This is a genomic window from Rhodopseudomonas pentothenatexigens (assembly GCF_900218015.1).
Classification (GTDB): domain Bacteria; phylum Pseudomonadota; class Alphaproteobacteria; order Rhizobiales; family Xanthobacteraceae; genus Rhodopseudomonas; species Rhodopseudomonas pentothenatexigens.
Window position 1 is genome coordinate 127059 of record NZ_UFQQ01000007.1, and the last position, 13069, is coordinate 140127.

Annotated in this window: 13 protein-coding genes; 5 read left to right on the top strand and 8 right to left on the bottom strand. The window is 66.6% G+C overall.

The genetic code is table 11. From position 1 onward, the window contains the following. Positions 1-23 precede the first annotated feature (23 nt). From moaD to uvrC, 3 genes are all read right to left on the bottom strand, one after another. Complete coding sequence (gene moaD, locus DWA33_RS08205) at positions 24-275, bottom strand: molybdopterin converting factor subunit 1 (RefSeq protein WP_114357600.1); 252 nt, start codon at positions 273-275, stop codon at positions 24-26. Next, complete coding sequence (pgsA, locus tag DWA33_RS08210; protein ID WP_110788075.1) at positions 272-898, bottom strand: CDP-diacylglycerol--glycerol-3-phosphate 3-phosphatidyltransferase; 627 nt, start codon at positions 896-898, stop codon at positions 272-274. The genes moaD and pgsA overlap by 4 nt, the downstream gene beginning before the upstream one ends. 137 nt (positions 899-1035) lie before the next feature. Continuing rightward, positions 1036-3102 carry an excinuclease ABC subunit UvrC gene (gene uvrC / locus DWA33_RS08215; RefSeq protein WP_114357601.1) on the bottom strand — a complete coding sequence of 689 codons (2067 nt, stop codon included), beginning with the start codon at positions 3100-3102 and terminating at the stop codon, positions 1036-1038. A 312-nt stretch (positions 3103-3414) separates the two neighbouring features. Here uvrC and DWA33_RS08220 point away from each other — a divergent pair, with 312 nt between their 5' ends. After that, positions 3415-4038, top strand: a complete 624-nt coding sequence (locus tag DWA33_RS08220) for an outer membrane protein (RefSeq protein ID WP_114357602.1) — start codon at positions 3415-3417, stop codon at positions 4036-4038. Between the two features lie 284 nt (positions 4039-4322). Here DWA33_RS08220 and DWA33_RS08225 read toward each other — a convergent pair whose 3' ends face one another. After that, on the bottom strand, positions 4323-4535 hold the full coding sequence (locus DWA33_RS08225) for a cold-shock protein (RefSeq protein WP_013501119.1): 213 nt from the start codon (positions 4533-4535) through the stop codon (positions 4323-4325). Positions 4536-4807: 272 nt separating this feature from the next. Then, positions 4808-5665: a 23S rRNA (adenine(2030)-N(6))-methyltransferase RlmJ gene (locus DWA33_RS08230; protein ID WP_114357603.1), complete on the bottom strand. Its 858-nt coding sequence runs from the start codon at positions 5663-5665 to the stop codon at positions 4808-4810. 431 nt (positions 5666-6096) lie between these two features. Between DWA33_RS08230 and DWA33_RS08235 the strand changes: the two genes are divergently transcribed. After that, positions 6097-6492 (top strand): response regulator, encoded by a 396-nt coding sequence (locus tag DWA33_RS08235; protein ID WP_011156739.1) that lies wholly within the window; start codon positions 6097-6099, stop codon positions 6490-6492. Between the two features lie 81 nt (positions 6493-6573). Here the strand turns inward: DWA33_RS08235 and DWA33_RS08240 are convergent, their stop codons facing one another. The 3 genes from DWA33_RS08240 to hisS form a co-directional block, all read right to left on the bottom strand. Beyond that, positions 6574-6969, bottom strand: coding sequence for a thioesterase family protein (locus DWA33_RS08240; protein WP_114357604.1), 396 nt, complete (start codon positions 6967-6969; stop codon positions 6574-6576). A 170-nt stretch (positions 6970-7139) separates the two neighbouring features. Beyond that, a complete protein-coding gene (locus DWA33_RS08245; protein ID WP_114357605.1) occupies positions 7140-7343 on the bottom strand; it encodes a tautomerase family protein in 204 nt (67 codons plus the stop codon). A 139-nt stretch (positions 7344-7482) separates the two neighbouring features. Continuing rightward, positions 7483-9012, bottom strand: coding sequence for a histidine--tRNA ligase (gene hisS / locus DWA33_RS08250; protein ID WP_114357709.1), 1530 nt, complete (start codon positions 9010-9012; stop codon positions 7483-7485). 214 nt (positions 9013-9226) lie between these two features. Here hisS and aptA point away from each other — a divergent pair, with 214 nt between their 5' ends. The 3 genes from aptA to DWA33_RS08265 all read left to right on the top strand — a co-directional run bounded on the left by aptA (position 9227) and on the right by DWA33_RS08265 (position 13047). Continuing rightward, positions 9227-10573, top strand: coding sequence for an omega-aminotransferase AptA (gene aptA, locus DWA33_RS08255; RefSeq protein WP_114357606.1), 1347 nt, complete (start codon positions 9227-9229; stop codon positions 10571-10573). An 86-nt stretch (positions 10574-10659) separates the two neighbouring features. Continuing rightward, complete coding sequence (locus tag DWA33_RS08260) at positions 10660-12180, top strand: EAL domain-containing protein (protein WP_114357607.1); 1521 nt, start codon at positions 10660-10662, stop codon at positions 12178-12180. A gap of 12 nt (positions 12181-12192) precedes the next feature. Continuing rightward, positions 12193-13047, top strand: a complete 855-nt coding sequence (locus DWA33_RS08265; RefSeq protein ID WP_114357608.1) for a TIGR01459 family HAD-type hydrolase — start codon at positions 12193-12195, stop codon at positions 13045-13047. Positions 13048-13069: the final 22 nt, after the last annotated feature.

Genomic DNA, 13069 nt, shown 5'->3' on the forward strand with positions numbered 1-13069 from the left:
ATCATCCCGTGCGTTGCGCCGGCTCAGCCGCCGGTCATCGGCGGGAAGAACGCGACCTCACGGGCGCCTTGGATCGGCGTCTCGGCGCGAACATGGGCGCGGTCGATCGCGGCGCGGATCACCCCGGGCTTCTCGAACGCCAGCGCATAGCCGTCGCCGCGCGCCGCCAGCCAGCCGATCAGGTCGGCCACGGTGGCGATGCCGGGCGGCGGCTCGACGGTTTCCTCGTCGAGCCCGATCCGCTCGCGCACCCAGGCGAAATACTTCACCTTCATGCCTGATCCTCTTCGATCAGATGGTGGATGCCGGCGCGGAAGTAATCATAGCCGGTGTACATCGTCAGCAGCGCCGACAGCCACAGCAGCGAGACGCCGATCTCGGTGGTGAAGGGCAGGATCTGGTTGCCGGCCTCGCCGGCGAGCAGGAAGCCGATCGCGACGAGTTGCGCGGTGGTCTTCCATTTCGCCAGCCGCGTCACCGGCACGCTGACGCGCAGCGCGGCGAGATATTCGCGCAGCCCCGACACCAGGATCTCCCGGCACAGGATCACGATCGCGGCCCACAGCGTCCAGCCATGGATGATGCTGTCGGCCGCGAGCATCAGCAGGCAGGATGCTACCAGCAGCTTGTCGGCAATCGGATCGAGCATCCGGCCGAATGCCGAATGCTGGTCCCAGATCCGCGCGAAATGGCCGTCGAGAAAGTCGGTGATCGCCGCCGCAATGAACACCGCCAGCGCCACCCAGCGAAGCGCCAGCGGGCCGCCGAGGATCGACTGCGCAAAGATGCAGCCGACCACCACCGGAATTGCAGCGATGCGCGCGTAGGTGAGGATGTTCGGAAGCGTCAGCGACGTCCTCGTTCCCCGCACCGGCGCTCTGGTCGAGACGTTGTTCATCGCAGCTTACCAATACTGCCCGCAGCGGAAGGTCAACCTCCGGTGCCGGCGTCTCCGTTCCGTATCAGGAAAAGGTGAAATCCGCATGGGGCGCGGCGGCTCCTGGCACCGCCGACTTTGGTCGGGGGCGCTGCGCATCATCCGGGCCGTGCATGGAAGAACTCAAAGATTCGCCGCGCGCTTTCGGCGCTGATTCCTGGAACCTTGCCGAGGTCGGCGATCGACGCCCGCTCGATCTCCTTCAGCGTGCCGAAATGCAGCAGCAGCGCGCGCTTGCGGGTCGGGCCGATGCCGGGGATCTCCTGCAGGCCGGCCTCGCGGATGTCCTTCTTGCGCAGCGTGCGGTGGGAGCCGATCACGAAGCGATGCGCCTCGTCGCGCAGCCGCTGGATGAAATACAGCACCGGGTCGCGCGGTTCGAGCTTGATGGCGTCGCGGTCCGGCAGGAACAGGGTCTCGCGCCCGGCGTCGCGGTCCGGGCCCTTGGCGACGCCGAGCAGGGTGACCTGGTCGGTCAGGCCGATGCCGGCCAGCGCCTCGCGCGCGGCGTTGAGCTGGCCGCGGCCGCCGTCGATGATCACGAGGTCCGGCCATTGCGGTACGTCGTCGTCCTTCGGCTTGGCGGGCGCATCGCCCTCCGCCGGCGGCGTCACCAGCCGCTTGAACCGCCGCTGCAGCACTTCGCGCATCATTGCGTAGTCGTCGCCCGGGGTGAGCCCTTCGGAGCGGATGTTGAACTTGCGGTACTGGTTCTTGATGAAGCCGTCCGGGCCGGCGACGATCATCGCGCCGACCGCGTTGGTGCCCTGGATGTGGCTGTTGTCGTACACCTCGATCCGCTGCGGCACCTTCGGCAGGCCCAGCGTGGCGGCGAGGTTCTCCAGCAGCCGGGCCTGGGTGGCGGTGTCGGCGAGCTTGCGGCCGAGCGCTTCGCGGGCGTTGGTCTGGGCGTGGGCGACCAGTTCCTTCTTCTCGCCGCGCTTCGGCACGGTGATCTCGACCTTGTGGCCGGCCTTGACGCACAGCGCGTCGGCCAGCAGCTCGGCCTCCTCGATCTCGTGCGACAGCAGGATCAGCTTCGGCGGCGGCTTGTCGTCGAAGAACTGCGCCACGAACGCGCCGAGCACCTCCTCGGGCGTGAAGGTCTTCTCCGCGCGCGGGAAATAGGCGCGGTTGCCCCAGTTCTGGCCGGTGCGGAAGAAGAACACCTCGACGCAGGAATAGCCGCCGTCCTGGTGGATCGCGAACACGTCGGCTTCCTCGACGGTGCGCGGATTGATGCCCTGCTGCGATTGGATCGCCGACAGCGCCGCCAGCCGGTCGCGGTACAGCGCCGCGGTCTCGAATTCGAGCTCGCCCGACGCCTTTTCCATCTCGGCCGCCAGCAATTGCTTCACCGCCCGGCTGCGGCCGGACAGGAAGTCGGTCGCCTCGCGGACCAGCTCGCTGTAGCCGGGAAAGTCGACCTCGCCGGTGCACGGGCCGGCGCAGCGGCGGATCTGGTAGAGCAGGCACGGCCGGGTGCGGCTTTCGAAGAACGAGTCGGTGCAGGACCGCACCAGGAACGCGCGCTGCAGCGCCGTGATGGTGCGGTTCACTGCCCCGGCCGAGGCGAACGGACCAAAATACCGCCCCGGACGGCTCTGCGCGCCGCGATGCTTGAGGATCTGCGGCGCCCAATGGTCGCCGGTGATCAGGATGTAGGGGAACGACTTGTCGTCGCGCAGCTGGACGTTGAAGCGCGGCCGGAGCTGCTTGATCAGGTTGGCTTCGAGCAGCAGCGCTTCGGTCTCGGTGGTGGTGGAGATCACCTCGACCTCGACGGTGAGGGCGATCATCCGGGCGATCCGCAGCACCTGGCCGGTCGGGCGGGCGTAGGACGCCAGCCGCTTCTTCACGTTCTTGGCCTTGCCGACATACAGCACGTCGCGCTCGGCATTCAGCATCCGGTAGACGCCGGGCGAGGTCGGCGCCAGCCGCACCGCGCGGGCGATCGCCGAGCGGCCGACCGCCATCGGCCCGGCGCCGGGCTGTGCGGCGGAGGAGTCGGGCTCGTCCTCGACCTCGGGCAGGCGCGGCTCGTCGTCCTCGTCGAGCGTGAGTGCCGCGGTGGCGGCGTCGATGTCCTGCGCCGCAGCGGCGGGACGGGCGTTAGCGGGCGGCTCGGCAGCCGCCGCGGGGGGCTCGGCGGGATCGTGAATCATGGCCGCCCCAACCTATGCGTTCGCCCCGGAAGGTGCCAGCGCGCGCCGCGCGGAGGAACTCCGCCGAGGTGAAATTCTCTTGCGTTGCCGTGGTGTTGCCGCGATCCCAGGAAAGTAAGATTTTGTTAACAATGCGCGCCGGATCGGTCCGCAGGTTAAGAACCGCTTAACTTAAAACTCTCGATAAATCTTACCGGAAAAGAATGGACATCCGTAACCATCCGGGACGCTTTTCCGATCGGCCGAGGCCGGCCGATCACTGGACGCTGATCGCGCCGCCGCTGGCGCGGCCGTGTCGTCGAGGAGAGTAAGATGCGTAAAGTTACACTGGCAGCGGCGGCCGTGATCGCCGCGGGCGTTTCGACGGCTCAGGCGGCCGACATGGGATACTACCGGTCGAACGCTCCCTATACCGTCAATCAGCCGCTGAATGCGTTCAGCTGGGCGGGCCCCTATCTCGGCGGCAACCTCGGTTACGCCTGGGGCAACGTCACCAACAACATCACCAAGCCGTCGGGCTTCTCCGGCGGCGTGCAGGGCGGCTACAACTGGCAGTCCGGCAACATTGTGTTCGGTCTCGAAGGCGACATTCAGTTCTCGACCGCCGAAGATACCTTCGCGCCGTACAAGTTCTCGAACCCCTGGTTCGGCACCGCGCGCGGCCGCGTCGGCTACGCTATGAACGACGTGCTGCTCTATGCGACCGGCGGTCTGGCGTTCGGCCAGCTCAAGGGGCAGAATCTGGCCGTCTCGGAAAGCCATTCCTCGGCCGGCTGGACGGTCGGCGCCGGCGCCGAATTCGCGTTCGCGCCGAAGCTGAGCGCCAAGGTCGAGTACCTGTATATGAGCCTGTCGACCAGCAACTTCTTCATCACCAACATGCCGAACGGCTACAATGCCGGGATGGTGCGTGCCGGCATCAACTATCACTTCTAAGCCGCGACAAGCCTTCGCGATCAAGAAACTCGTCGATCACAACTCCCGGCCGTTCGCGGCCGGGATTTTTATCTGGATGCCTCGGGTGCTGCCCCGATCATCAGGTTCAGTTCGGCTCTTTCTTTGGGCGCGAACCATTCCGTCTCGGGCACTGCTGCCCGACCTTTCCGTTTGTCCAATCCTCTCGCGCGTCGTCGTCCTGCGACCCCGCCCGGCCCGCGCCGCGACCGCCACGCCGCGCGGCAGCCATCGGCGCCGTCCGGCGTCGTTACGATCCGGCGTAGTTACGAAACGACCAGGTTCACCGCCTTGGGGCCCTTGCCCTTCTTGTCCGGTTCCACTTCGAACGAAATACGCTGCCCTTCGGTCAAGTCCTTCAAGCCGGCACGCTCGACTGCGGTGATGTGCACGAACACGTCGCGGCCACCGTCATCGGGCTTGATGAAGCCGTAGCCGCGTTCTCCGTTGAAGAACTTCACCGTTCCCGTCATTGCCATTCCGGAAACTCCTCCCAGCATGCTTTCCGTCGCGCGCCAGCGCCACGGTGCGACCTGGCAATTCGCTGCCGGATAGCTTGGCCGAGAGCGGGACCTGCTACTGACTGCGGGTCCAAACAAATACGCTTTGAGGCCTTGTCACTCCGCCGCCCCCATTCGCGGAAGCGGAACGTAAAGCCAGTCCAATGGAACTAGCATAATACGGATTTGCGCGAATTGCCTACCATCCAGATGCGACTTTTCGCACGCTGATCGGGGCAGCCGATGAGTAATCAGACCTTCGGGAATTCGAGGCGGTAACGTCCGACGCCGCCGAGGCCGAGCGGTCGCTCCAGTTCGGGCAGCACGGTTCTCAGCTCATCGGCGAGCGTCCAGGGTGGATTGACAATCAGCAGTCCGGTGGACGTCAGCGGCCCATCGGGCTGCTGCGGGGCGACGCTGAACTCCAGCCGCAGGCACTTGTCGTCGCCGCCGGCCGCGGCGGCCTCGGCCACCGCGGCAGCCAGGGTCTCGGTGGCGCGGCGATTCTTCACCGGGTACCACATCAGATACACGCCGGTCGGCCATTTGGCGTAGGCGGCGGCGAACTTGACCGCCATCTGGGCGAATTCGTCCTTGCGCTCGAACGGCGGGTCGATCAGCACCAGCCCGCGCCGTTCCTTCGGCGGCACGAAGGCGGTGAGCGCGGTCCAGCCGTCGAGATCGACCACCCGGCCCTGCGGATCGTGGCGCAGCGCGCTGATCAGCTGTTTGCGTGGAACCGGCGCCAGCTCGCAGGCGACCAGGCTGTCCTGCGGGCGGAGCAGGGCGCGGGCGACCAGCGGCGAGCCCGGATAGGCGGTCAGCTCGCGCTGCGGATTGAACGCCCGGACGATGTCGAGGTAGGGCGAGATCAGCGCGTAGGCCGCGTCCGAAAATCGCGCCTGCATCACCCGGGCGATTCCGGTCGCCCACTCGCCGCCGCGGCGGGCCTCGTCGCTGGTCAGATCGTAAAGCCCGGCGCCCGCATGGGTGTCGATCACCCGGAAGGCGGCCGGCTTGTCGTGCAGATAGGTCAGGATCCGGACCAGCACGAGATGCTTGAGGACGTCGGCGAAATTGCCGGCGTGGAAGGCGTGGCGATAATTCATGCCCCGACCCCTAGTGCATTTCCGTCTCCGATTGAATCAGAACCGGCGCTTCCGCCGCAATTCCATGCGGTTTCTTTGGGCGGACCGGCGTTTCCCGCCGGCCGAAGCGCCGGTCGCACCCGCGCTGTGCGGCCACGCCCGGGGTGCGCTGCGGCGCTCGAGGCCGCGGCGGCGTTCCCGCGGCCGCGTCCCAGTAGGAATACCGGGATCGCGGTGCGCTCCAGGCCGGACTACTTTCTAAATACCTTGAAGATCAACGGAATTCAGCTGCTGCCGAGGTCCGGCGCCGATTAACGCGCTGTTTAACCCCCGGTGCTAGTTCTGGTTCGTCGAAAGACCTGCAGTTGCACGCGCGGTCTTTCAGGAGAACCTGCGTTAGCCGGCCGAAAGGATGGCTCCGAGCCACCGTGCGGCGCCCTGGGGAGTTGAAGATGGCGGTTGATTTGTCGATGTCGGTTCTGGTGGTGGACGACTACAGCACCATGATCCGGATCATTCGTAATCTTCTCAAGCAGCTCGGTTTCGAGAATATCGACGATGCCAGCGACGGCTCGGCGGCGCTCGCCAAGATGCGCACCAAGAAGTACGGCCTGGTGATCTCCGACTGGAACATGGAGCCGATGACCGGCTACGATTTGCTCAAGGAAGTCCGCGCCGACCCCAATCTGTCGCAGACCCCGTTCATCATGATCACGGCGGAATCCAAGACCGAGAACGTGATCGCGGCGAAGAAGGCGGGCGTCAACAACTACATCGTCAAGCCGTTCAACGCGGCGACGCTGAAGACCAAGATCGAGGCGGTGTTCCCGGATCACGTCGCGGCGTAACCGCCGGCCGTCCTTTTCTCCGCAGAGCTGGCGACGCGCTCCTCATCGAGGGGCGCGTTTGTTTTTTTGGGCGGGAAGCGCTCAGCCCTCGGCGAAACGCCGGGTGAACAGCGCGACCTCGACCAGGCCGCGGGCGTGGCGGCCGTCGCCGATCTTGCGGGGGCCGACGAACGAGGCGACTTCGAACCGGACCAGCCGCCGCTCGACCGCACTCACCGTCGCCGTGGTCCGCACCGTCTGGCCGACGAACGCCGGCGCCAGATGCCGGATGTCGACCTCGCTGCCGACCGAAATCCAGCCGGCCGGCAAGACCGGATAGACCGCCTCGCCGGAAGCCATTTCCATCTCCAGAATCATCAACGGGGTGGCGAACACCGCCGGCATGTACGGCACGAAGTGCTGCACGGTGATGTCCTGCGTCACCGTGGTCAGCCGCTCGGCGCTCATGCCGACGGTGATGAAGTCGCGCGCGTCCATTCGCAGTCTTCCTTGCTAATTGCCCTGAAGCACCCTCGTCATTCCGGGGCGCCGCGCGAGCGGCGAACCTGGAAATCCCGAAGTGATCAGCCAACCATTCAACAGCGCGAGATTCCGGGTTCGCTCACTTCGTGAGCGCCCCGGAATGACGACGGATGGAACAGGATGACCTACTTCCCTCGCGCGGCCTTGCGCTCGACGAAGGTCTTGCCGCCCTTCATCTTGTTGGTCAGCGGCGCTTCGTTGATCTGGATCACCACGTCCTCGGCGGCGACGCCGAGGTGAGTCACCAGCGCCGTGGTGATGTCGCGCATCATCCCGGCCTTCTGCTCATCGGTGCGGCCCGCGGCCATGTTGACGGTGATCTCGGGCATCGGTGGTTTCTCCCTTTTTTGCTTGGTCTTTCTTGTTGTCATTCCGGGGTGCTCACGCAGTGAGCGAACGCGGAATCTCATGGTGCTTTGAACCGCGGGATTCCGGGTTCGCGCCTGACGGCGCGCCCCGGAATGACGACTAGCTCCAGTTCACTCCGTGCCGTGTCAGCACTTCGCGGACCTTGGCGACCAGTTCGTCTTCCTTGCAGGAGAACTGCGCCTCGGCCTGTTTCTTCAGATATTCGTCGCGGTCCTTTTCCAGCGAGGCGAGTTCGGCGCCGAGGATCAGGTCTTTGATCTGCACGATGCCCTGCTGCTTCTCGTCCGAGCCCTGGATGATGGCGCACGGCGAGTTGCGCTTGTCGGCGTATTTCATCTGCTGGCCGAGCGAGTGCTTGGGATTGCCGAGATACAGCTCGGCGCGGATGCCGGCTTGGCGCAGGCTCGCGACCATCTTCTGATAACCGGCGATGTCGCCGCCGAACACGGTGACGACCACGGGGCCGGGCTGCGGCTTGTTACCCAGCTGACCGATCAGCGTCAGCGCCGCCTGCAGCCGCGACACGCCGATCGAGAACCCGGTCGCCGGCACCGGCTCGCCGCGGAAGCGCGACACCAGGCCATCATAACGCCCGCCGCCGCCGACCGAGCCGAACCGCACCGGTCGACCCTTCTCGTCCTTGGTATCAAGCAGCAGTTCGACCTCGTAGACCGGGCCGGTGTAGTATTCGAGGCCGCGGACGACGGAGGGATCGATCTTCACGCAGTCGCCATAGCCGCCGGCGTCGGCCAGCTCAGCGATGGTGGCTAGTTCGGCGACGCCGTCGCTGCCGGTCTTCGAACCTTCGACGCGCGCCCGCATGTTCGCGACCGTCGACTGATTGTCAGCGCCCTGCATGCTGGCGCCCGCATCCTTGTCGCCGATGAAGCTGATGATCGCGTCGGTCTGGGTTTGATTGAGGCCGGCGCCTTTGGTGAAGTCGCCTTTGCCTTCCTCGCCGCCGTCCCAACGACCGGCACCAAGTAACTGAATGATGTCCTTGATCGGAAACTTATCGGCCTTGTCGATGGCGCGCATCACGGTGAGCCACTGCGCGTCGCTATCGATGCCCTGCGCTTCGCGGATGCCGTCCAGCACCTTGCGGTTATTCACCTTCACCACGTAGCTGCCGCGGGGAATGCCCAGCGCTTGCATGGTGTCCGCCGCCATCATGCACATTTCGGCGTCGGCGGCGGAGGTGGGGGCGCCAACGGTGTCGGCGTCGAACTGCATGAACTGGCGGAAGCGGCCGGGGCCGGGCTTCTCGTTGCGGAACACCCAGCCGAACCGGTAGCTGCGATACGGCTTCGGCAGTGCGTCAAAATTCTCGGCGACGTAGCGGGCGAGCGGGGCGGTGAGATCGTAGCGCAGGCTGATCCACTGCTCATCGTCGTCCTGCAGCGAGAACACGCCCTCGTTGGGGCGGTCCTGGTCGGGCAGGAACTTGCCGAGCGCGTCGGTGTATTCGAACGCCGGGGTCTCGACCGGCTCGAAGCCGTAGCGTTCGTACACCTCGCGGATCTTCTCCACCATTGCGCGCGTCGCCGCGATCTCGGCCGGGCCGCGATCGACGAGGCCGCGCGGCAGCCGGGCGCGCAGTTTCGAGGGTTTTTTCGGTTTCTCAGCCATCGTCGCCTTCCAAGTCAGGGCCGGGGTGGTATCAGCCGCTGTCCGCCGCAGCAAGGCGGGGTTGCATGATCCAGCGCAAATCCCTCGCCGGTGGCGTCCATTAACAGATGGAAGCCCCACGGAAATTTGCTGGCTGGCGGCGTTTCCGTCAGAGCGTGAAGCTGATACCGTGCCGCGCCTTTCACCCCCGGCCGCGCAGTGCATGAGGAGCCCCATGTTAGACAAGATCAAGCCCACGTCCGCCGTCAACGCGCCGAACGATCTCAACGCGTTCTGGATGCCGTTCACCGCGAACCGGGCCTTCAAGCGCGCGCCGAAAATGGTCGTGGGCGCCGAGGGCATGCACTACATCACCACCGACGGCCGCAAGATCATCGACGCCGCCTCCGGCATGTGGTGCACCAACGCCGGCCACGGCCGCAAGCAGATCGCCGAGGCGATCAAGGCGCAGGCCGATGCGCTCGACTTCTCGCCGCCGTTCCAGTTCGGCCAGCCGAAGGCGTTCGAGCTCGCCAGCCGGATCGCCGATCTGGCGCCGGAAGGGCTCGATCACGTGTTCTTCTGCAATTCCGGCTCGGAAGCCGCCGACACCGCGCTGAAGATCGCGGTGGCGCATCAGCAGCTCAAGGGCCAGGGCTCGCGCACCCGGCTGATCGGCCGCGAGCGCGGCTATCACGGCGTCGGCTTCGGCGGCACCGCGGTCGGCGGCATCGGCAACAACCGCAAGATGTTCGGCCCGCTGCTCAACGGCGTCGACCATCTGCCTGCGACCTATGATCGCGACAAGCAGGCCTTCACCAAGGGCGAGCCGGAGTACGGCGCGCACTTCGCCGACGCGCTCGAGGGCCTCGTCAACCTGCACGGCGCCAACACCATCGCGGCGGTGATCGTCGAGCCGATGGCCGGCTCCACCGGCGTGCTGCCGGCGCCGAAGGGCTACCTCAAGCGGCTGCGCGAGATCACCAAGAAGCACGGCATCCTGCTGATCTTCGACGAGGTGATCACCGGCTACGGCCGGCTCGGCTACGCCTTCGCGGCCGAGCGCTACGGCGTCACCCCGGACATGATTACCTTCGCCAAGGGCGTCACCAACGGCGCGGTGCCGATGGGCGGCGTCATCACCTCGGCCGAGATCCACGATGCGTTCATGACCGGCCCCGAGCACGCGGTCGAGTTGGCCCACGGCTACACCTATTCGGCGCATCCGCTGGCCTGCGCGGCCGGCATCGCAACCCTCGACATCTATCGCGACGAGAAGCTGTTCGAGCGCGCTCACGCGCTGGAGCCGAAATTCGCCGAGGCGGTGATGTCGCTGAAGGACGCACCGAACGTGGTCGACATCCGCACTGTCGGCCTGACCGCGGGCATCGATCTGGCTCCGATCGCCGATGCCCCCGGCAAACGCGGCTTCGAAGCGATGAACGCCGGCTTCCACGATCACGAGCTGATGCTGCGGATCGCCGGCGACACCCTGGCGCTGACCCCGCCGCTGATCCTCAGCGAGGCCGAGATCGGCGAGATCGTCGACAAGGTCGGCAAGGTGATCCGCGCCGTCGCCTGACATCCCCTTGGGACGGCGGACGAATCCAGTGGACTCGTCCGCCGAATCGACAAAGATGGCGGATCGGCAGGCAAGACCCGGCTTAAATGATCCGCATCTCGACCATTTTCATCGCCGTCTGCATGGTGCTGATCGCCGCCTCGCTCGGCATGGTGGTGTATGCGGCTGCCGGATTCAGCGCCGCACAGTCGGCGCTGGTCGGGCTGACCTCGCTCACTCTTTTCGCGCTGTACCAGGCGATGGCGATGCGGCAGCGCGACCGCTCCGAGGCCAATGAGCAGGTCGCCGATCTGTCGCGCGGCACGACCGATCTGGCCCGTCAGGTCGGCGAATTCGGCCGCCGGCTGGCGGTGGTCGAGGCCAAGCTGGTTTCGTCGCAGTCGGTTCAGAACGACCGGGTCAAACACGTCTCGGACGAAATCGGCGAACTGGGTACTCTGGTGCAGCAGCTCGCCGCATCGGTCGCCGCCCACGAAGAACTTCTGACCGCGGCCGCGCGCTCGGTGATCCGCGCGGAGGCGGCTCCGGCGCCGCTGGAGCTGGTCGAGCCGGTCGCGCCGCCGCCTGCCACGGTGGCGCTCGCTGCGCCGGTCGTGGTGGCCCCGGCTCCGGCGAGCGAAACCCCGCCGGAAGTGGTCTCAAATGCCGCGTTGACGGCGCCGGCCGCTGCGCCCGCCGCCTCTAGCGCCGGCCCGACCCCGCATCCGGATGCGGCGCGGCTGCTGCCGGCGGTGAAGAGTGCGGTCGAGGCGGAGCGCTTCGATCTCTATCTGCAGCCGATGGTGACGCTGCCGCAGCGCAAGGTGCGGGCCTACGAGGTGGTGACCCGACTGCGCGACCAGGCCGACCAGCCGATCGCCGCCGACGACTATCTTCCGATCGCCGACGCCGCCGGGCTGATGGGGCGGATCGACCTCGCCATTCTGCTGCGCGCCGTGCAGGTGGTGCGGCGCCTGCTGGTCCGCAACAAGGAAGTCGGGCTGTTCGTCAATATCGCCGCGTCGACGCTCGCCGACGGCGCCGCGTTTGCGCAGTGCCTGGATTTCCTCGAGGCCAACCGCGCGCTGGCGCCGTCGCTGTTGCTCGAATTCAAGCAGAGCACCTTCCGCAAGCTCGGCGCGATCGAGGCCGAGCATCTAGCCGCGCTGGCACAGCGCGGCTACCGGTTCTCGATCGACCACGTCACCGATCTGCGGTTCGAGCCGCGCGAGCTGGCGGACCGCGGCGTCCGCTTCATCAAGGTGCCGGCGGCACTGCTGCTGGCGGCGCACGACACCGCGTCGGCCGACATCCATCCGGTCGACCTGTCCGACCTGCTCGGCCGCTTCGGCATCGATCTGATCGCCGAGCGGATCGAGGGCGAGCGCGCGGTGGTCGATCTGCTTGACTACGATGTGCGGTTTGGGCAGGGATTCTTGTTCGCAGCGCCCCGTCCGCTGCGGCCAGAGACCGCCACCACCGCGGCCGCGCCGGTTCCCGCCGCCCCGGCCCCTCAGGACATCAATCTTGATCCAGGCAAGATTCCGCAGGGCTCGCTCGCCCGCATCGAGCCGGCACGCGTCACCGGCAATGCCGCGCTGGCGCGCCGCGCCGCCGGCCCATTCTGACCGACCAGGCCGATGACCACGTTGCGTTTCGTCGAGCATCTGCGCGAACTCGTCGGCTCGGTCGACGTCGTGCTCAGCGACATCTGGGGCGTGGTGCATAACGGCCTGGAATCGTTTCCCGACGCCTGCGCGGCGCTGAAGACCGCGCGCGACGAGGGCCGCACCGTGGTGCTGATCACCAATGCGCCGCGGCCAGCGGATTCGGTGCAGCGCCAGCTCCGCAAGCTCGACGTGCCGGATGATTGCTACGACGCGATCGTGTCGTCGGGCGATCTCACCCGCATCTATGTGGCCGAGCATCCGGGGCAGTCGGTGTTCTGGCTCGGCCCGGACCGCGACAATTCGATCTATCGCGGCCTCGACGCCAGGCTGACGCCGCTGGAGGCCGCCGACTACATCATCTGCACCGGTCCGTTCGACGACGAGACCGAGTCGGCCGAAGACTATCGCGACATGATGGGGCAGGCGCTGGCGCGCAAGCTGACGCTGGTCTGCGCCAATCCGGACATCGTGGTCGAGCGTGGCGACCGGCTGATCTACTGCGCCGGCGCGATCGCCGAACTGTATCGCGAACTCGGCGGCGAGGTGATCTTCTACGGCAAGCCGCACCGGCCGATCTACGACCGGGCGATGGCGCTGGCCCGCGACATCCGCGGCAGCGACACCCCGGCGCAGCGGGTGCTGGCGATCGGCGACTCGGTGCGGACCGATCTGGCCGGCGCCCAGGGCTACGGCATCGACCTGCTGTTCGTCACCCGCGGCATCCATGCCGATGCGTTCGAAGGCATCGACCGGCTCGACACCGCCGCGGTGACCGAGCTGTTCGGCCATCCGCCGCTGGCGCTGACCCGCGAACTGCGCTGGTAAGCGCGGCTCTGCGTCGATGTCC

Bases quoted from the DNA above. Each gene is read 5' to 3' on its own strand.
- moaD (WP_114357600.1), bottom strand. From the start codon at position 275: ATGAAGGTGAAGTATTTCGCCTGGGTGCGCGAGCGGATCGGGCTCGAC.
- pgsA (WP_110788075.1), bottom strand. From the start codon at position 898: ATGAACAACGTCTCGACCAGAGCGCCGGTGCGGGGAACGAGGACGTCG.
- uvrC (WP_114357601.1), bottom strand. From the start codon at position 3,102: ATGATTCACGATCCCGCCGAGCCCCCCGCGGCGGCTGCCGAGCCGCCC.
- DWA33_RS08220 (WP_114357602.1), top strand. From the start codon at position 3,415: ATGCGTAAAGTTACACTGGCAGCGGCGGCCGTGATCGCCGCGGGCGTT.
- DWA33_RS08225 (WP_013501119.1), bottom strand. From the start codon at position 4,535: ATGGCAATGACGGGAACGGTGAAGTTCTTCAACGGAGAACGCGGCTAC.
- DWA33_RS08230 (WP_114357603.1), bottom strand. From the start codon at position 5,665: ATGAATTATCGCCACGCCTTCCACGCCGGCAATTTCGCCGACGTCCTC.
- DWA33_RS08235 (WP_011156739.1), top strand. From the start codon at position 6,097: ATGGCGGTTGATTTGTCGATGTCGGTTCTGGTGGTGGACGACTACAGC.
- DWA33_RS08240 (WP_114357604.1), bottom strand. From the start codon at position 6,969: ATGGACGCGCGCGACTTCATCACCGTCGGCATGAGCGCCGAGCGGCTG.
- DWA33_RS08245 (WP_114357605.1), bottom strand. From the start codon at position 7,343: ATGCCCGAGATCACCGTCAACATGGCCGCGGGCCGCACCGATGAGCAG.
- hisS (WP_114357709.1), bottom strand. From the start codon at position 9,012: ATGGCTGAGAAACCGAAAAAACCCTCGAAACTGCGCGCCCGGCTGCCG.
- aptA (WP_114357606.1), top strand. From the start codon at position 9,227: ATGTTAGACAAGATCAAGCCCACGTCCGCCGTCAACGCGCCGAACGAT.
- DWA33_RS08260 (WP_114357607.1), top strand. From the start codon at position 10,660: ATGATCCGCATCTCGACCATTTTCATCGCCGTCTGCATGGTGCTGATC.
- DWA33_RS08265 (WP_114357608.1), top strand. From the start codon at position 12,193: ATGACCACGTTGCGTTTCGTCGAGCATCTGCGCGAACTCGTCGGCTCG.